Origin of the sequence: Paenibacillus sp. y28 (assembly GCF_037137075.1) — a bacterium.
Classification (GTDB): Bacteria; Bacillota; Bacilli; order Paenibacillales; family NBRC-103111; genus JBBBNV01.
In genome coordinates this window covers 563,669-582,298 of sequence record NZ_JBBBNV010000001.1, presented here as the reverse complement: position 1 = coordinate 582,298, position 18,630 = coordinate 563,669, and the positions used below count along the sequence as shown (strand labels likewise).

The window sequence follows — 18,630 nt, the reverse complement described above, 5'->3', positions numbered from 1 at the left end:
TGTGCCGGAAGAACGTTTCCCGTTAGCCCGGCATACGCTGTACAAAATCGCAAGGAAGCGGACCCGAGGTGAGCGGCATGCCCGTACAAGGCGTCATTCTTCATCAATCCGTCTGCCCTTCCATTAACGGGAAAGGGTTTGATTTTTTTGTTACCCAAACCGGGATTGTCATTCCCGGAGCCGAGCAGACAGACCCCGGATATGTGCATATTTGTATAGAAGGCGATTTCGATGCCCCGACGGACGCGCTGTCCCCCGCGCTGCACGAGCAGCTGTTTCTCGCCCATAAGCTCATTCAGCGGCTTGCCGCCGCATTGGAATTTTCCCCTTCGCAGGTTATCCCTCATTCTTCGACATGCCCCGGCCGTTTTTTTCCATGGTCTATGCTTGTGATTTCCGATCAGGATCGGTATCATTAGCATGAGGTGAAAATTGCATATGGAACGATTACAAAAGGTGCTTGCCCAGGCTGGTGTAGCCTCCCGGCGCAAGTGCGAGGAAATTATTACTGCAGGAAGGGTGCAAGTCAACGGGGAGACGGTCAAGGAGCTTGGCGTCAAGGTTGACCCGAAGACGGACGTCATTCTTGTAGATGGACAAGCGATCAACCGGGAAAAGCATGTGTACGTGCTGTTCAATAAGCCGAAAGGCGTCATTTCCAGCGTGACCGATCCCGGCGGACGCCAAGTGGTAACCGATTATATGAAAGGGATTCCCGAGCGTGTGTATCCGGTCGGCCGGCTCGATTATGAGACCGAAGGGCTGCTGCTGCTGACCAATGACGGAGAATTCGCCAATCTGCTGACGCATCCGAAGCATCACGTCCCGCGGACGTACCATGCAACCGTTAAAGGGGTGCCGCATGGCAGTATCCTGGAGAAGCTTCAGAGCGGAGTCAAGCTTGAAGACGGAATGACGGCTCCGGCTGAAGCGGATTATCATGATGTGAGTCCGGACAACAGCAGCGCTGTCATTTCCATAACGATTTATGAGGGCCGCAACCGGCAGGTACGCCGGATGTTTGAAGCGGTGCATTATCCGGTTGAACGGCTGAAGCGGGTCCGGTTCGGACAGTTGACGCTCGGCGGCTTGCCTCGGGGCAAGCACCGTTTTCTGACGCCGGATGAGGTTGCCGAGCTTCGCGATCTTGCTTTGCGGTCACATAATATTCAAAAAAACGGCAAGTAACGGCCGTTTTTTTCGCCTATAATGAAGATGGCGACAAGCGGTCTGAACAGGCGCTAGGTCCGGTTTTTAACAGTAAACGGTTTGAAGGTGATGAAGCATGGGCAAAAATAGAAGATGGATTCAAATCGCAATTCTTCTGGTCGTCGTGGTCATTGGCGGGTACACGATTACACAAAGTCTATGGGCAGAAAACGATAAGCCCCGTGAGGGCGGGAAAGCGCCCGCATTTTCCCTTCAAGGCACGGATGGTCAAATTCATGAGTTAAGCGATTACAAGGGAAAAGCGCTGCTTATTAATTTCTGGGGGACTTGGTGTGAGCCGTGTGTGCGGGAAATGCCCGCAATCGAGCGCCAGTACGGCAAATGGAAGGACAAGGGCTTTGAAGTGGTCGGCATCAATTTGAATGAGTCCAGTGTTAACGTTCAAAATTTCGTGAAGCAAAACGGCCTCAGCTTCCCGATTTTGTATGATCCCGGGTATGCCATCCGCAACAAATATGCTGTTACCTCGTATCCCACCAGCTTCTTCGTCACACCGGAAGGCAAGATTATGAAGATTGCCGTCGGTGAAATGCAGGAGTCGTTCATTGAGGATACGCTGACGAAGCTTATCGGGAAGTGAAAGGCAGGAAGGCAACGATGTTAATACAGAATACCAAATGTGAGTGCGGCCATCAAAACTATGTAGGCACTGTGCTATGTGAATCCTGTGGCAAGCCGCTTCTCGACGATAACGGGACCGAAGTGCTGGAGATGCGTTATGACGGTGTCGCCAGGCGAAGTCAGCGGGCCAATCCGAGCTGGATCGACAAGGTTTGGAATTTCTTCTCCTCGGTCAAAATCGCCGTATACCTGATTATCATCACCCTTATCGGCGCGTCGCTCGGGACCATCTACCCGCAGGAAGGTACATTTTTGAACATTGATCCCTCAACGTATTATCGGAATACATACGGAACACTAGGCGAGATTTACTACAGAACCGGCTTGTCCGATACCTATAATTCGTGGTGGTTCATGCTGCTGCTGGTCATGATTGGCACTTCGCTGGTTATTTGCAGCCTGGACCGGGTTCTGCCGCTTTACCGGGCTTTGAGCAAGCAGCAAATCCGCAAGCACTTGAACTTCATTGTCCGCCAGAAGGTCAGCTATCAGGCTGACTTCCCGGGCACGACGGAGGAGCAGCAGGCGCAGTGGGTGCGGGAGCTGGGGCAGCTCTTCCGGAAAAAAGGCTACCGCGTGCATCAGGATGGAACGGCGATGCTGGTGGAGAAAAACCGCTTCAGCCGCTGGGGGCCGTATGTGAACCATATCGGGCTCATCATTTTTTTGCTCGCTGTTCTGAGCCGCAGCATTCCCGGCTGGTCAATGGACCAGTACAGGAGCTTTCTTGAAGGCGAGACTACCCGGATTGAAGACACAAATTACTATTTGAAGAACGAGAAGTTCACGGTCGATTTCTACACCAAAGAAGAAATGGATACGCAGTTTGGCGAGAAAGGGACTATAGTTCCAAAAATTTATGAAACGCAGGCCGTGCTTTATGAGTGTGTAGCCAACTGTGACATGCCGGGGCAAGAGCCTGAGCTGCAGGAAGTCCACCGTCACAGCATTCAGGTCAACAAGCCTTTGGAGTATAAAGCGTTGAAGGTGTATCAGTACGATTATGCGGAGACGCCGCAGCTCGTGACCGTGAAGCCTTACGTGAAGAATAAAACAACCGGCGAAGCCTATGGACAGCTGACGCTGAAAATGAAGCATCCGGACGATCATTATCAGGCTGGGCCGTACACCCTTGACCTGGCTGCGTATTTCCCGGATTTCGGGTTGAACGATCAGGGCAAGCCGATTACAAAGACGAACGAACCGAATGCGCCGGCGTTCATTTTCCGGATTACCGGAGCCGATCTTCCGAAGGAAGGCGTCAACTTTATTTACTTCCCTCGCCCTGCAGACAAAGAGCAGTACAGTCAGGACGAGATTAATGCGTCGCTTGGCACGAATCTCGATATTAGCGTGAATTCAATGCAAACCGACGTCGAAATTGCAAGCTATACGAGCTATTTGAACATCCGTACGGAGAAGGCGCTGCCCTACATCTGGACAGGCTCGATTATTTTTATGATTGGCGTCATCATGGGCTTGTACTGGCAGCATCGGCGCATTTGGCTGCGCTTTGACGGGACAAGGCTAACTGTCGGCGCGCATACGAACAAGAACTGGTACGGCTTAAAGCATGAGGTGGCCTGGGCGCTTGGCAAAGCCGGCCAAACCGTAAATGCGAAGCAGCTGGAAAAAGGAGGGGACACGTAAGTGAGCTTGGCGGAGTTGAGCAGCGACAGCTTATTGGCTGCGTTTTTTCTATACACCTTTTCATTTATTTTTTTCGTGGTGGCTATTACCGGAAAACGGTTTAACACGGCTGATCCGCAGAGGCATGCCAAACGGTGGGGGAACATCGGCTTCGGCATGGCGGTGCTTGGCCTTATCGGACAGTTGACATTTTTCTTCACCCGCTGGGTGGCGGCCGGACATATCCCAACCAGCAATATGTTTGAATTTATGACGTTCCTCGGCATGATGATCATGATCGCGTTCATCATTGTGTATCTGATTTACAAGGTTCCCGTGCTGGGCGCTTTCTCCATGCCGGTCGGCGTTATCATTATCGCTTATGCATCCGTCTTTCCGCAGGACATTACGCCGCTCATTCCGGCCCTGCAAAGCTACTGGCTCAAAATACACGTTACGACGGCGGCGACGGGCGAGGCATTTTTTGCCGTCGGGTTTGCGGCTGGAATGATGCATTTGATGCGGACGGTTAAATTCGGCTCCAGGGAGGTAAAAGACCGGCGCAAGCAGCGCGGGGTGGAATTTACCATTTTATTCGTGTTTTTTATTGTCGCCTTCGTTATTTCGGCTTTTGGCTTTAAAGGCATAGGCTACGAGGCGCATTTCACACAAGAGAAGATCGTAACAGGTACAGACAGCGTTCCGTTTGTACAAACGGAAACGGTGGACTACTTCATGCCGCCGATTGTAAAGCCGTACAACAGCCAGGTCGTCACCATGGATTCTTTCCTTGGTATCAGCCAGCCTTTGTTTGAAGCTCCGTCCTGGATGAACGGGGTCAATGCGGGCCGCAAATTGAATACGGTTTTATGGTCGTTGTTAACCGGTTTACTCTTATACTGGCTGCTTCGCCTTGTGCTGCGTCAGCCGATCGGCGCGGCTATCCAGCCGGCGATGGAAGGACTTGATCCGGAGGATCTGGATGAAATCAGCTATCGGGCGATTGCGATCGGTTATCCGATTTTCTCGCTCGGCGCGTTAATCTTTGCTATGATATGGGCACAGGAAGCATGGGGGAGATTTTGGGGCTGGGACCCGAAAGAGGTCTGGGCTTTAATCACTTGGCTCTTCTATACGGCGTATTTGCATCTGCGCCTGTCCCGCGGATGGCAGGGCGAGCGTTCGTCCTGGCTGTCGGTCATCGGTTTTATCATTGTGATGTTTACACTAGTCGGGGTAAATCTGATTATTGCGGGCTTGCACTCCTACGCTGGAGTGTAACGGGGGAAACCTACTCATATTGGATCAAAGGAGCGGATAGCTTTGTCAGACTTGAAAGCCAATATTCTCGTCGTGGATGACGAGGAACGGATTCGCCGCCTGCTGCGGATGTATTTGGAGAAGGAAGGCTACATCATTGAGGAAGCGGAAGACGGAGAAATCGCACTTCAAAAAGCGTCTGTCAGCGACTTTGATTTAATATTGCTTGATATCATGCTGCCGGGTATGGACGGTATCGAAGTGTGCGCGAAGCTCCGGCAGGTCAAAGCCACGCCGGTTATTATGCTGACGGCCAAAGGGGAAGAGGCCAACCGGGTGCAGGGCTTCGAGGTCGGGGCTGATGATTATGTAGTGAAGCCGTTCAGTCCGCGCGAGGTGATTTACCGGGTGAAGGCCATTTTGCGCCGTTCCTCGGTAACGGCTTACTTGACCAAGGATCAAGGCATCAGCAACAATATTGTGTTCCCTCATCTGGTCATCGAGCATGATGCGCACCGTGTAACCGCGGGCGGCCACGAAATTGCGCTGACGCCGAAGGAGTATGAGCTTCTTCACTATTTGGCAGTTTCACCGGATAAAGTGTTCTCCCGTGAGGATTTGCTTAAGGATGTTTGGAATTATGAATTTTTCGGGGATTTGCGGACAGTGGACACACACGTAAAACGGCTCCGGGAGAAGCTGAACAAGGTGTCTCCGGAAGCAGCGGCGATGATTACGACGGTTTGGGGCGTCGGCTACAAGCTTGAGGTGCCGAAATAAATGAAGCATTTAAATAATGTTGTCCTGAAACTATGGATTACCATTATTGGCCTGGTAGCGCTTGTGCTGATTATTAACAGCCTGCTGCTGGGCCGTTTCATTGATAACAATGTCGCCAATTCCAAGGATCAGGTCGAGGCGCTGCAGAAGCTGGCCCAGAACATCTCGAAGCAATTGTCAATGCATTTTAATGATGACCGCTATTTTCAGGCGATGAACGATCTGCTTGGAGCCCAGCAGGCGGCGATGATTCTGGTGGACAGCGAGCTTCAGGAATCTGCGGTGTCCTCACCGGCATCCGGGGGCCTGGCACGCTTGAAAGCCTCCGAAATCTTCACGGTCGCACAGCTGGATAAAGTATTTGATGGGGGAACGGTGGAGCGGGCGTTCCGGGTCAGCGGCGAGTCCCAGCCTTATCAGGCGGTTGCCGTTCCGCAAGAGGCGGCGGGCAAGGTTAAGGCCGCAGGCGCCGTCGTTATTTATCAGAAGCAGGCGCCTTTGGAGAACACGCAGGCCTATTTCAAGCGATTGTTTATTTATGCGATTGTTATCGGCTTCCTGCTGACGACCTTTTTTGCCTTTTTCTTATCCAGCCGTATCACGCAGCCGCTCCTGCAGATGAAGAAGGCGGCCGACCAGATTGCTTCCGGCAATTACAGTACGCGAGTCCCCGTGCTGTCGCTGGATGAAATCGGCCAGCTCGCAAACACCTTCAACCATATGACAGAGCGGTTAGATGAGACGGTGCATGCGCTTAATCATGAAAAAGAAAACCTATCGAGCATTCTCAGCAGCATGGCCGATGCGGTAATTACCTTTGACGCGCAGGGCCGTATTATACTGACCAATCCGCTCGGCAATAAAATTGTACAGGAATGGAGCGCCATCCAATGGGCGGACGATGAGCACCCGGTTTCAGGCTTTGAATCCGAGCCGCTGCTGCCGGAGCCGCTGCGGCCGCTGTATGAGGCGATTCTGGAGGAGAACCCCAATAAGCTTCATTCCAAGCTTCATGTTCATAATGGGGTCTGGTCGGTCGTCATGGCCCCTCTGTATTCCGATAATGCGGTTCGCGGCGCGGTTGCGGTACTGCGGGATGTAACCGAAGAGCACCGTCTGGAAAAGCTGCGCAAGGACTTTGTCGCCAATGTATCCCACGAGCTTCGAACGCCGCTATCCATGCTGCAGGGCTACAGCGAAGCGCTTTTGGATGATATCGCAGCTTCTCCAGAGGAACGGCAGGAGCTGGCACAGGTCATTCACGATGAATCGCTGCGAATGGGCCGGCTTGTAAAGGATTTGCTCGATCTGGCGCGTATGGAAGCCGGGCATTTGGAGCTTCATTTCCGCGAGGTTGATGTGAGCGGCCTCGTGCGCCGGGTGTACCGCAAATTTTCGGCGCTGTGCAAGGAGCGGGAAATTCAGCTTCATCTGGAGATGCAGCCGGAGCCGCTTGAGTTGCAGCGGGCCGATGAGGACCGTCTGGAGCAGGTGCTGACGAACCTGCTCGACAATGCAATCCGGCATACGCCCGGCGGCGCAAGCATTACGATTCGGGCCCAGCAGGTGCAGCATAAGCAGCGCCCGGCGATTCTCTTGGAGATCGAAGACCAGGGGCAAGGCATTCCGGCCGAGGATTTGCCTTATATTTTTGAACGCTTCTACAAGGCTGATAAGGCCCGTACACGCGGGACCGGGGGGACAGGGCTCGGTCTTGCCATTGTCAAAAACATCGTCGATTCCCATCAAGGCACTGCGATGGTAGGCAGCGCGCTGGGGAAGGGGACAACCTTCTCGATCATCTTACCTGATACCGGACCAACACACGAATAAAATGGAAAACCGGCTGTGCGCGGCAAAATGCTGCGTGCAGCCGGTCTTTTTTATATGAGCTTCCACATCGTTTCGATATCGGGCACAATCCTTCCAAAGTAAAAAAAGAGAAGCGCCCGTAAAATGGCGCTTCTCCTTATTAAAGGCCCTGGTTGTCTAGAACAAGATTTCTTTTACGCTGATAAGCTCTGGCAGCTTCACCATTTCATCCAGCACGTTTTTGGAAACCGGTTTATCCACGGTAAGAACCATGATAGCGGAGCCGCCGATTACTTTACGGCCAACCTGCATGGTAGCGATGTTTACATCGTTATTGCCAAGCAGCGTTCCGACTTTACCGATAATCCCCGGACGGTCGTTATGGGATACGAGCAGCAGATTGCCTTCTGGAGCGAGGTCAACCGGATATTGCTCGATTTGTACAACACGTTCGCCAAGACCGGTCAGCAGAGTACCGGCTACAATTTTTTCTTCGTTCTTGGTGCGAAGGGTCAATGTAACCAGGTTTGTAAATCCGCCCGAAACGGTAGACTTTTGGGTGACGATGTTGATTTCGCGTTGTTTTGCCAGGTGCATGGAGTTGATGATGTTGACTTGGTCATCCCCCATGTGATGAGCCAGAATGCCTTTGACCACATAACGGGTCAGCGGAACAGTGTCAACCTCGCTCAAATCTCCTGAATAGCTAACCACAATTTCTTTTACGCCGCCTTGGGCCAGCTGTGCGCCGAAGCGTCCGAGCTTCTCGCCCAGGGTGAAGTAAGGGGTCAGCTTGTTCAGTACATCCTTCGGTACAGGAGGCATGTTTACCGCGTTTTTGAACGGCTCGGCACGCAGGACGTGCAGCACTTCCTCCGATACGTCGATAGCTACGTTCTCCTGAGCTTCAAAAGTCGATGCGCCCAGATGCGGGGTAACGATAATTTTGGGATGCTTCAGGAACGGATGATCGGCACGAGGCGGCTCTTCTTCAAATACGTCAAAGGCTGCACCGGCAACGATTCCTTGATCAATAGCTTCCACCAAAGCCAACTCATCGATGATGCCGCCGCGTGCGCAGTTGATGATGCGCATTCCTTTTTTCATCACTTCGAATTGAGCCCGTCCAATCATGTGGCGGGTTTCCGGTGTCAACGGGGTATGAACCGTCATGAAATCCGCGTTGCGTACGATTTCGTCAACCGTAGCCAGCTTCACGCCAAGCTTCTCTGCGCGTTCTTCAGTGAGGAACGGATCGTAGCTGAGAATTTCCATGCCGAACGCTTTGGCGCGCTGTGCAACCTCGCTGCCGATACGGCCCATGCCGAGCACCCCGAATACTTTGTTGCGAAGCTCGACACCGAGGAACGATTTGCGGTCCCAATCGCCGTTCACGGTTTTCATATACGCTTGCGGAATATGGCGGGCCAGCGCCATCATCATCGCAAAGGTGTGTTCGCAGGTTGTAATCGTATTGCCGTCAGGAGCGTTAATAACGACGATCCCCCGTTGAGTCGCTGCCGGAAGATCAATATTGTCTACGCCTACACCAGCGCGGCCAACGACCTTCAGATTTTTTCCGGCTTCCATGATGCGCTTGGTAACTTTGGTTTGGCTGCGTACGAGGAGGGCGTCATATTCACCGATAATCGCAACCAGCTCATCTTCACTGAGGCCGGTTTTTTTGTCGACGGCTACATCGGCTGCATCATACAACTGCTGAATCCCCATATCGCTGATTGGATCAGATACTAACACTTTAAACATTTGTTTTCCTCCTTCAATAGATGCAAATGAAAAACTCCCATCCCTATACGCCAAGTGCGTATAAAAGGGACGAGAGTTGACTTCGTGGTACCACCCTAATTTACCGCAGCGCTAGAGCTGACGGCCTTATGCGGTCTGTTCGACCTGGACTTGTAACGGTTCCAACCGACTGGTCTTACTGGAAGGAGGCCTTCGTTCGGAGCCAGCAGCTCGGGAGTGGATAGTGTATCTTAAGCCACCGGTTCTCACCAGCCACCGGCTCTCTGAAGACATGGGATGACACGCTTCTCCGTCAATGCTTACAATATGAATTTTTTTCAATGTACCATGTGAGATAATCCCATGTCAATAAACAAACGATTAATTTTTCTCCTGGCCGCGTTTCATGCTGTCTTCGTATATTGTTTTGGCAAAGCTGACGTCTTCCCAGCCCTCGATGACGTTCTTTTTATTTTCAAGGTCCTTGTATATCTGGAAAAAATGGGAGATTTCCTTTAATAGATGCTGCGGCAAATCGTCCAGGCCGTTCACCCGGCTGAACCAAGGGTCATGCTTCGGTACGCCGAGCAGCTTCTCATTTTGGCCTTTGTCATCGCTCATAATTAACACGCCGACAATCTTCGAAGCGATAACACAGCCGGGGAAGGTCGGAAAGCGTGTCCAGACGAGAACGTCCAGGGGATCGCCATCCAGCCCGCGTGTATTCTTGACATGCCCGTATTCGACGGGATAGCACACCGGGGAGTACACCACCTGATCTAAGCGGAAAAAGCCCTGCCGGGCATCGAACTTGTACTGGTTACGGCTTCCTGTTGGAATCTCAATAAACGCATCGACAACAAGCTGTGACATGATGGCGAGCCTCCTTTACCTGTAAGTATAAGGCTGCAACCCAAAGTTTATGTATTCCTGGCATTGTTTCCGGCAAATTCAGCGAGAATATGGACAGCCTTGAAAATTGTCACAGGATTCGTTATTCTTTTCTTCAATGAAGACTGAGCTATAAGTGAAAGGGGAGGCGAGCCACATGACAGACAAAACTATTGCCCCGGCGGCGTTTGCCGAGCTATGGAAGAACGGGCAGATTGAAGCGGATGCAGTTATTGATGTAAGAGAGCTGCACGAATGGGACTATTACCATCTGGCTGGCACGCGGCATGTTCCTATGAATACGATTCCGGGGGTATGGACCACGCTTCCCGAGGAAAAGCAGCTTTATATTATTTGCGCTCATGGGGTTCGCAGCGATAGGGTATGCGGCTGGCTGCGGCAGCAGGGCGTGGATCGTGCGGTCAATGTGGACGGCGGCATGGCTGCGGTAGCCGCATATGTGGATGGCTTCGAGTACGATTGATACTGCAGGACGCAGGATATGAACAGCATCCCATGCAAAAAGCCGATCCGCTACGGATCGGCTTTCTATCTAAAGCATCGGAAGACGCGACTTATTTCGAAAAAACAGGAAGCTGAGGCAGAGTTTCACCGGCGTACAGGTCTTTGACTGCTGCGTAATCTCCCGGCCTGACGGCTCCGGTTTCCACAAGCATGGCTGCCAGGCCTGCGGCTTCTGCAATATTCTGCTTTTTATCCTGGCCGCTCTGAATCACGTTGTCCATGCGGGCGGTCAAATCCTGCGGATAAAAGGCGGTGTAGTGCCTGGTTGAGGACAGCCAATTGGCGGAAAAGCTATTTTTCACATTAATATTCATTTGGCTCCAGTCTGCGACAGTCAAGTTCATAAATCCGGCCAGCTCCGTGCCGTCCAGAGCCGGATCGGCAGTTTCATTCCACTTGACAATGGATTCATAAAATTGAGCCTGTCCTTTGAGACCGAAGTTTTTGGCTTCGACAATATAGGAATCGGCGTTCATTTGGGTGATAAGCGTGCCGGCCTGGAGGCTGTTCGCCTGGGATTGGTACTTTTTCAGCGTTTCGGAGAACAGCTTCAGGCTTTTTAAATAATTTTGCTGGGATTCGGCCAGCAAGGGCGAAGTCTCGGGAATGGAACGGTTCATAATCAAGCTGTAATTGTCCTCGCTAAGCTTCGCCAAGTCCTTCAGCAAAGCGGACGGGTCGGTTTTGGAACCGCCTCGTTCAATGGCGGCCGTTTGCTCGAACCATTTTTTTTGGAATTCACTGTATCGCAAAAAGATGGTATCGTAAAAGGAGGCCAATACTTGTTGATCGTATGCTCCGGGCGTTTTTGCCGATGCTTCGTATTTTTTCGTGACCTCTGACCATTTTGCCTCTGTTCGATCCGTGCCGACCCGCAAGCCGAGGAAGAAGGCGCCGGCCACACAGACGAGCAAGAACATAGTGGTGAGAGTAAATACATAGTCTTGTAGTGACAACCGCTTGTCCATGAGGTTGCTTCAGCTCCTTTGTGCGCTAGTATTCAAGTATTTTCGGTAAGTTTTGCTATAAGTATAGGCCAATCAACTGGAAAAGGGAATATGGAATGAAAAAATTTGACTTTCGAAAAATCAAGATCCGCCCAGTTCAAGTTGAACAGCTTTCCGATCGGGCGCTTCTCCTCAATGTTTACCTTACGCAGCTGATTACTGTTATTATCGGCATCCTGGTCCTTGTTTTTCAGGGGAGAAATCCGTTTCATCTGCTGCAGTTTCCGGAGTCGTTCCACTTTTTGTTATGGGGGGCGGGCTTTGCGGCGGTTGCGATGGCGGTTGACCTTATTGCGTCCCGGTTTGCGCCGGAAGAGGCGGTTGATGACGGGGGAATTAATGAAAGGCTGTTCGGCAACCGTCCGCTATGGCATATTGCGGTTTTGTCCCTCATTGTGTCGATTTGTGAGGAGCTTCTGTTCCGCGGCGCGATTCAGCACGCATGGGGGGCGTATTGGACGAGTATCCTGTTTGCCGCTCTGCATCTGCGGTATTTAAAGCACTGGCTTATGACAGGGCTTGTTTTTTCCATCAGCTACGGGTTAGGATGGATTTATATGCAGACGGGTACGATATGGACACCGATTTTTGCTCACTTTCTCATCGATTTTGTCATGGGCTGCATTTTGAAATACCGGAGGGATTAGTCTATGAGGGGAAAGGCCAACAAGAGAATGCATCCAAAGGAGACATTTTCCGCCGAATTCTCCAGTGAACAAGAATACGGCTTTCCGCCGCGCCGTTCCTTACATCCGCCCGAAGGAGAAAAGTGGGCACGCTATTTTCAATATATGATCCTGTCCGCGTTTGTTCTGCTAACGATTGGTGTCATCCTTTATTTCCACATCCTTCCCGGCAGGGAGTAAAAAAAACGGCCTCTGTTCCCGCGTGTGAGCAGGAGGCCGTTCTCTTGTTTAAAGCATGGCAATGATTAAAAGCTGCTGTGAGGTGAGGGATTGAGCTTGCTTGTCGCAACCTGCGGTGCTGTTGGCCGTCTCAGCCAGCCGCGGTTACTGCGGCGTTTCAATTGATCTCGGGTCCACAAAGCTGTAGCCTTTTTCCTCCAACAGGGTTAGTAAATGATCGAGCGCCTCTACAGTCCACGGCAGCTCATGCATCAGGATGTTGCTTCCGGAATGCAGCTGGTCCATGACGCGCTGGGTAAGCCCTTCCGGGTTTTGATATTTTTTGACCCAGTCCTCCGAGCCGTTCGACCAGTTCATTTGCAGCAGTTTATGGGAAGCCGCGACGGACCGGACAGTGTCCGACCCACCCGCCCCGTTTGGCGGCCTGAAAAAGACCGGAGCGCTGCCGGTAAGCTCCTTGACGATGGCCTGCACGTCGCCGATTTGCCTTTCGACTTTTTCAAGCGGCTCCGTTTTCAGCTCAATATGGTCCCAGGAATGGTTGCCTATGATTTGACCACGGTCATGAATAAGCTTGAGCAGATCCGGATTCTGCTTCACCCGGTAGCCGTTGACGAAGAAAATAGCCTTCGCTTTATGCTTGTCAAGTGTATCGATCAGCTTGTCGATTTGCTGCTTCTCTTTGGGGCCGTCATCAAAGGTAAGCAGCACGACCTTTTTATTTCCGGCCGGATCAAGAGGCACAATATCATAATTGGCGTTCATCTTATAGCTTATGGGAATAGGCTGCCCGGTCTTTCCTGCTGCAGTATTGCCGTTACTGTCCGGCGAAGCGGAAGCGGCAGGCGTCGAAGCGGGAGCCGCCGCTTCGCCCGCCGGGCTTGGCGCTGCATCAGGCACAGTCGTCGCTTGCGAGGCGGGAGGCTGTACAGACGGCTGGCTGCAGCCGGCAGCAACAAGAAGCAGAAACACAGCTGTGAGAATAAAGCGGTTCATTTCGTTCTCTCCCCTGTTCTGTTTATCAATTGGGTTCATTGTAAAATAATTTTTCCGTGTCAGAGATGTTTCTTGAAGCACAGTGCTTGGCAGGAGTGCCTGATTTTCTTAGGTATGTATCCGGGCTTTGCAGCTGAAACTATACAGGACTTTCGAATACAAAGGAGGCCAGAGCAATGAGGTGGAGCACATTTTTGCTTGGTGGGGCTGTCGGGGCGGCAGCAGCGGTAGCGGTCCTGCGCATACCGAAGAAGCTGATGTTATCTTCTTTAGCCATGTCCAAGGAAGGCTGGACCGATAAATGGTCCGAGAATGACAAGCGCCCGAGGCGCCAGGCCGAAAAAAAAACCGCGCCGTTTCAGGTGAAAACGGAAGCGAAGCCTTCTGAGAGTCTTGCGGATGTGGAGCAGTTTATACAAGGAGATCCTGAGCTGAAGCGGCAGGTTGACGAAATCCTGGCCCAAAGCAGGGGCGCGGATTCTCAGACAAATTATCACGCCTAAACGCAACGCCTAAACGCAGCAAATTCAAAAAGCCTTGAAGCTGACGGCTTCAGGCTTTTTGACGATTCGGGCGGCTGCGCCGGGAACCGTTCTGCAAATACATAAGGATACACGTATAAAACCGTTTTTTCTAGTGCATTTTTTATGAAAAAATGCTAACATAGACATTAAAAAAGCGCGGTCTATTTCAATAAAAAGACAGTGCTTAACAATCTATGAAAGCGGGTCACGTTTTACGGTCCGCGATCATATTCTGATATAACAAGGGTTGCAAGGGAGGTCCTGTCCATGAAGATTGAACGCCTAAGCCAGGATAAGATACGGATTTTCCTTACATTCGATGATTTGAGCGAACGCGGCATCCAGAAAGAAGACATGTGGCGCGAAGTGCCAAAGGTTCATGAGCTGTTCAGTGAAATGATGGAACAGGCCTATTCTGAACTCGGATTTGATGTTACTGGCCCTCTGGCGGTGGAAGTGTTTTCCATGCCGGCTCAAGGTATGGTGGTCATCGTAACAAAAGGAATGCAGCGAGGCGATTCACGCGATATGGAAGAAGATTCTGATGAAGAAGTTTACGAAATGGAAGTGACGCTCGAAACGAGCGATACGATTTCGTACATGTTCCGCGATTTCGAGCACGTCGTGCAGGCGGCCAAAGCGCTGCATGCCTTGGACGTGATTTGCGGGGCGATGTATTCTTATAAGGATCGCTGGTTTTTGCAAATGGAGCCTGCTGAGCTGGAGGAGCAGCGCGTGGCTACGGTCATTGCCGTTTTATCAGAGTACGGGGAAGCCGCTTCTGTTACCGAAGCTGTTTTGCAGGAGTACGGCAAAACGATTTTCACAGCCGAGGCGATAAAGCAGCTGGTCCAATATTTTGGATAATAAATTTTATAGATGGAAATGAGGAAAGCATCTTGGTAAACGTTGTTTTACAAGATGCTTCTTTTTTCATGAACGGAGGAACCTATGGCAGCAAGTGACCCGATGAATTCGCTTCGGCCCTCGCTCGATTTGGAGCAGCTACTGACGACTTACCAGAAGCAGCTGCGGGACGAAGCGTTTTACTACCTGGAGAAAAGAGGAATTACCCCGTCCACTGCGGAGCATTTCAGGCTTGGATATGAGCCGGGACGGATCGGATTTGTAGCCTCAGCCGGAGGAGCTCCCGCAGGGATGTTCGAGAACCGCATCATTATTCCGGTCATACGCGGGGAGCAAGTGGTGGACCTCATTGGCCGTGCGGTTGATCACCGTGAGCCCAAATATAAATTTTTGTTGAATGTGGACGATGTGTTTTTCAATGGAGACGCGCTGGAAGAAACCGAGGACATTATTTTGTGCACCGGGCCCTTTGACGTGATGAGCCTGCATCAAGTGGATATCCCGGCGGTTTGTGTCCCCGGACATCTCGGATTCAAAGAACAGCATGCGGAGCTTCTGAAGGGCAGACGCGTGTTTCTTTGCCTGGGCAACGATGAGAGCGGACGGCGTGAAAGTGTAAGAATAAGCGATCTGCTGCAGGAACAAGCTAATGAAATCTACACGGTGCACCTGCCGGAATCGGTCAAGGACATCAATGATTTATTTGTCAAGCTGGCGAATCCCTTCGAGGCGTTTATGCAGCTTCTGCATCAAACGGTTGAGCATGCGATGATCACGCCGATAGCGCCGGATGTCCGGAATGTGACGGTATTCGTAGAGGAATATATGAAGCGCCATCGCGGGCAGACCAGCGGAATTCCAACGGGGATCGCCGCTTTGGATCAAGCGTTGCTGGGCGGTCTGCAGCCGGGATTTATTTTGCTTGCGGGTGAGCTGTCCTGCGGTAAAACGATGCTGCTTAAACAGCTTGCCGATTATATGGCGGGCCATGGGACACCGGTTATTTTCGCGTCATGGGATCTGACCCGCTTCGAGCTGTGGTGCAGAGGCATCGCCCGGATTTTAGGCGTCGCCCCGCAGCTGATATTAAATGGACGTATCGATCCCCAGGCTGTCGGTGAAGCTAACAAGCAGTACGCACAAATCAGCCAAATGCTGTGGACGCTGGAATGTGCGCCGGATATGAAGCTGGACCGGGTTGCCGCCTCCATCGAGAAAATCGCTGCTTCCGCGGGAAAGGCGCCGGTCATTATTATTGACGATTTGGCCAGAATTTCCCCGTTTGCCGATGCCGCCAAAACTCGTACAGCAGAATCGGCATTTATCCTGAAGCAGTGGGCGATGGAATGGAACTGCCCGGTGATTGCCGCCCTGCCTTTGGAGCACGGGCAAACGACGCTGCCGCTGCCCCTTGAGGCTGCCGCTGATATGATTATGCAGCTAGGCGCTGCGCCGCTCCATACAGGAGCGCATGAGCCCGGAAGCATCTTGCATTTGCAATTGGCCAAAAACCGTAATGGATCGTTACACACGATCGGCCTGCGGCTGGATGAGCATAAGGTGTTGTTTACAGAATACGAGCCCTGAGGTGATATGCATTGGCAACCGTCGAAAACATGAACGTGCTGCACTCGACGCAAATCATTATCCGCGAGGCCTTATCCAAGCTCGGTTATCCTGATGAAATGTACGAGCTGCTGAAGGAACCGCTGCGGCTGCTTACAGTACGCATCCCCGTCCGGATGGACGATGGACATATGCAAATCTTTACCGGCTATCGCGCCCAGCATAATGATGCGGTCGGACCGACCAAGGGAGGAGTCCGTTTTCATCCGGACGTCAATGAAGATGAGGTAAAAGCACTATCCATCTGGATGAGCCTGAAATGCGGCATCGTTGATTTGCCGTATGGCGGGGGAAAGGGCGGCATTATTTGCGATCCCCGCAAAATGTCGTTCAGGGAGCTGGAGCGGCTCAGCCGCGGCTATGTCCGGGCCATTAGCCAGGTGGTCGGCCCATCCAAGGATATTCCTGCTCCCGATGTCATGACCAACTCCCAAATCATGGCTTGGATGATGGATGAGTACAGCCGCATCCGGGAATTCGACGCGCCAGGGTTTATTACAGGGAAGCCAATTGTGCTCGGCGGCTCTCATGGCCGTGAAACGGCAACAGCCAAAGGCGTTACAATGATGATTTATAAGGCGCTGCAGAAAAAAGATATCGCTATTCATAACGCACGGGTCATTATCCAGGGCTTCGGAAATGCGGGCAGCTTCTTGGCTAAATTTATGCATGATGCCGGCGCCAGGGTTGTCGGGATTTCGGATGCGAACGGAGCGCTTTATAACCCGGACGGGCTGGATATTCCAGAGCTGCTTGAGCGGCGGGATTCGTTCGGAACGGTAACGAATTTATTCAGCAATACGATTACGAACCGCGAAATGCTGGAGCAGGAATGCGACATTCTCGTCCCGGCAGCGATTGAGAACCAGATTACACGGGAGAACGCGCACCGCATTAAAGCCGGGATCATTGTGGAGGCAGCCAATGGACCGACTACGCTGGAAGCGACCAAAATACTTACCGATAACGGTATTCTGCTCGTTCCTGATGTTTTGGCAAGCGCGGGCGGCGTTATTGTTTCCTATTTCGAATGGGTTCAGAACAATCAGGGCTATTACTGGACGGAAGAAGAAGTGGAAGCAAAGCTGCGCAAAAAAATGGAGGATTCGTTCGAGAACGTATATCAGCTCCATTTGACCCGTAAAGTAGATATGAGGCTTGCGGCGTATATGAGCGGCGTGCGCAAAATGGCGGAGGCTTCCCGTTACCGGGGCTGGATTTAAAATGCAGATCGCGTTGTAAGAGATGACAGGGGAGGAGGCGAGGAGAATGGATTGGCTGGCGTTACTAACAGCGGCCGTAACACCAGGTATTGCCCTGCTCGCCTATTTTTACTTAAAGGACCGGTATGAGCCCGAACCGATATACATGGTGCTGCGTGTATTTCTGTTCGGGGTATTGCTTGTTTTTCCAACAATTGTACTGCAGCGAACGCTTGTGCTGGCCACTTCGGAAAATCCGTTCTGGTACGCCTTTGTTATTTCAGCGGGGCTGGAAGAGTTTATGAAATGGTTTGTGATGTATTTCATCGTTTACAAGCTGGCCGCCTTTGACGAGCCTTATGACGGCATTGTTTACGCGGTTGCAGTCTCGCTTGGTTTTGCAACACTGGAGAATACCATTTATATTTTTCTGAACGACTCCAGCTTCTCCACTATTCTGTACCGGGCGTTCCTGCCGGTGTCGGGCCATGCTTTATTCGGCGTGACGATGGGATATTATTTGGGGAAAGCGAAATTCAACCCTCCAGCTCACCGGAGATTGATTTTACTGGCCTTGTTCCTTCCGATTTTATGGCACGGCTTGTATGATTACATCCTGCTGCGCTTCCAAACCCATTGGATTTGGCTAATTTTGCCGTTAATGGCGTTTATGTGGGGCAAAAGCCTGTATAAAGTGAATCAGGCCAATAGAGAATCGCCGCTTCACACGCTTCGGCGTGAAGAGGAGGTTAAAATGGGCTCAAGCGGTCAATAATGGATACCAAAGACGTACTGGACTGAAAGGAAGATTGGCAAATGAGCGGACAGCGGATGAAGGTGACCATTCGCTGCAGGCATTGCGGCGAACGTTTCATTTTGCGCGGCAAGCAGGATCGGGGCAAGGTGGAAACGGGCTTCAAGCAGTGCTTGTGCGGCAATACATACGATTTGGATATTCAAAATGAGCCGGTATAAGAAGAAATCCCCGCGTAAAGCGTGCGGATTTCTTTTTTTCTGGCTTGGCGCCCTTCCCTTCCATGGATACATG

The 18,630-nt window shown here is 51.7% G+C and carries 20 protein-coding genes and 1 other annotated feature; of the genes, 16 read left to right on the top strand and 4 right to left on the bottom strand.

The features are described from left to right. Positions 1-77: 77 nt before the first annotated feature. The 7 genes from WBG83_RS02650 to WBG83_RS02620 all read left to right on the top strand — a co-directional run bounded on the left by WBG83_RS02650 (position 78) and on the right by WBG83_RS02620 (position 7,353). Positions 78-419 carry a hypothetical protein gene (locus tag WBG83_RS02650; protein ID WP_336742625.1) on the top strand — a complete coding sequence of 114 codons (342 nt, stop codon included), beginning with the start codon at positions 78-80 and terminating at the stop codon, positions 417-419. Between the two features lie 19 nt (positions 420-438). Further along, complete coding sequence (locus WBG83_RS02645) at positions 439-1,188, top strand: pseudouridine synthase (RefSeq protein WP_336742417.1); 750 nt, start codon at positions 439-441, stop codon at positions 1,186-1,188. A 97-nt stretch (positions 1,189-1,285) separates the two neighbouring features. Beyond that, on the top strand, positions 1,286-1,810 hold the full coding sequence (resA, locus tag WBG83_RS02640; protein WP_336742415.1) for a thiol-disulfide oxidoreductase ResA: 525 nt from the start codon (positions 1,286-1,288) through the stop codon (positions 1,808-1,810). A gap of 17 nt (positions 1,811-1,827) precedes the next feature. Continuing rightward, a complete protein-coding gene (gene resB / locus WBG83_RS02635) occupies positions 1,828-3,501 on the top strand; it encodes a cytochrome c biogenesis protein ResB (RefSeq protein ID WP_336742413.1) in 1,674 nt (557 codons plus the stop codon). Beyond that, positions 3,502-4,761, top strand: coding sequence for a cytochrome c biogenesis protein CcsA (gene ccsA, locus WBG83_RS02630; RefSeq protein WP_336742411.1), 1,260 nt, complete (start codon positions 3,502-3,504; stop codon positions 4,759-4,761). It begins immediately after the preceding gene. A 42-nt stretch (positions 4,762-4,803) separates the two neighbouring features. After that, positions 4,804-5,520 (top strand): response regulator transcription factor, encoded by a 717-nt coding sequence (locus WBG83_RS02625; protein WP_336742409.1) that lies wholly within the window; start codon positions 4,804-4,806, stop codon positions 5,518-5,520. After that, positions 5,521-7,353 (top strand): HAMP domain-containing sensor histidine kinase, encoded by a 1,833-nt coding sequence (locus tag WBG83_RS02620; RefSeq protein WP_336742407.1) that lies wholly within the window; start codon positions 5,521-5,523, stop codon positions 7,351-7,353. It abuts the gene before it with no gap. A gap of 156 nt (positions 7,354-7,509) precedes the next feature. Here WBG83_RS02620 and serA read toward each other — a convergent pair whose 3' ends face one another. Then, positions 7,510-9,099, bottom strand: coding sequence for a phosphoglycerate dehydrogenase (gene serA / locus WBG83_RS02615; protein WP_336742405.1), 1,590 nt, complete (start codon positions 9,097-9,099; stop codon positions 7,510-7,512). Positions 9,100-9,161: 62 nt separating this feature from the next. Beyond that, positions 9,162-9,404, bottom strand: a binding site (T-box leader). A 55-nt stretch (positions 9,405-9,459) separates the two neighbouring features. Beyond that, a complete protein-coding gene (locus WBG83_RS02610; protein WP_336742404.1) occupies positions 9,460-9,951 on the bottom strand; it encodes an inorganic diphosphatase in 492 nt (163 codons plus the stop codon). Between the two features lie 175 nt (positions 9,952-10,126). On the opposite strand from WBG83_RS02610, the gene WBG83_RS02605 reads away from it, so the two are divergent. Further along, on the top strand, positions 10,127-10,453 hold the full coding sequence (locus WBG83_RS02605; protein ID WP_336742403.1) for a rhodanese-like domain-containing protein: 327 nt from the start codon (positions 10,127-10,129) through the stop codon (positions 10,451-10,453). A gap of 91 nt (positions 10,454-10,544) precedes the next feature. On the opposite strand, the gene WBG83_RS02600 is transcribed toward WBG83_RS02605, so the two are convergent. Further along, a complete protein-coding gene (locus tag WBG83_RS02600; RefSeq protein ID WP_336742402.1) occupies positions 10,545-11,462 on the bottom strand; it encodes a hypothetical protein in 918 nt (305 codons plus the stop codon). 95 nt (positions 11,463-11,557) lie between these two features. Here WBG83_RS02600 and WBG83_RS02595 point away from each other — a divergent pair, with 95 nt between their 5' ends. Together WBG83_RS02595 and WBG83_RS02590 are read left to right on the top strand one after the other, a co-directional pair. Next, complete coding sequence (locus WBG83_RS02595) at positions 11,558-12,148, top strand: CPBP family intramembrane glutamic endopeptidase (protein ID WP_336742401.1); 591 nt, start codon at positions 11,558-11,560, stop codon at positions 12,146-12,148. 3 nt (positions 12,149-12,151) lie between these two features. After that, complete coding sequence (locus tag WBG83_RS02590; RefSeq protein WP_336742400.1) at positions 12,152-12,367, top strand: hypothetical protein; 216 nt, start codon at positions 12,152-12,154, stop codon at positions 12,365-12,367. 144 nt (positions 12,368-12,511) lie between these two features. Here the strand turns inward: WBG83_RS02590 and WBG83_RS02585 are convergent, their stop codons facing one another. Then, positions 12,512-13,363, bottom strand: a complete 852-nt coding sequence (locus WBG83_RS02585; RefSeq protein ID WP_336742399.1) for a polysaccharide deacetylase family protein — start codon at positions 13,361-13,363, stop codon at positions 12,512-12,514. A gap of 176 nt (positions 13,364-13,539) precedes the next feature. Between WBG83_RS02585 and WBG83_RS02580 the strand changes: the two genes are divergently transcribed. The 6 genes from WBG83_RS02580 (at position 13,540) to WBG83_RS02555 (ending at position 18,557) form a co-directional block, all read left to right on the top strand. Further along, positions 13,540-13,866: a hypothetical protein gene (locus WBG83_RS02580; RefSeq protein WP_336742398.1), complete on the top strand. Its 327-nt coding sequence runs from the start codon at positions 13,540-13,542 to the stop codon at positions 13,864-13,866. Positions 13,867-14,154: 288 nt separating this feature from the next. After that, positions 14,155-14,754 carry a genetic competence negative regulator gene (locus WBG83_RS02575; RefSeq protein ID WP_336742397.1) on the top strand — a complete coding sequence of 200 codons (600 nt, stop codon included), beginning with the start codon at positions 14,155-14,157 and terminating at the stop codon, positions 14,752-14,754. An 84-nt stretch (positions 14,755-14,838) separates the two neighbouring features. Next, positions 14,839-16,341, top strand: coding sequence for a DnaB-like helicase C-terminal domain-containing protein (locus WBG83_RS02570; protein ID WP_336742396.1), 1,503 nt, complete (start codon positions 14,839-14,841; stop codon positions 16,339-16,341). Between the two features lie 29 nt (positions 16,342-16,370). After that, a complete protein-coding gene (locus tag WBG83_RS02565; RefSeq protein WP_336742624.1) occupies positions 16,371-17,603 on the top strand; it encodes a Glu/Leu/Phe/Val family dehydrogenase in 1,233 nt (410 codons plus the stop codon). 46 nt (positions 17,604-17,649) lie between these two features. Next, positions 17,650-18,357: a glutamic-type intramembrane protease PrsW gene (gene prsW, locus WBG83_RS02560; RefSeq protein WP_336742395.1), complete on the top strand. Its 708-nt coding sequence runs from the start codon at positions 17,650-17,652 to the stop codon at positions 18,355-18,357. A 41-nt stretch (positions 18,358-18,398) separates the two neighbouring features. Further along, a complete protein-coding gene (locus tag WBG83_RS02555) occupies positions 18,399-18,557 on the top strand; it encodes a hypothetical protein (protein ID WP_336742394.1) in 159 nt (52 codons plus the stop codon). The last annotated feature ends 73 nt before the right edge of the window (positions 18,558-18,630 follow it).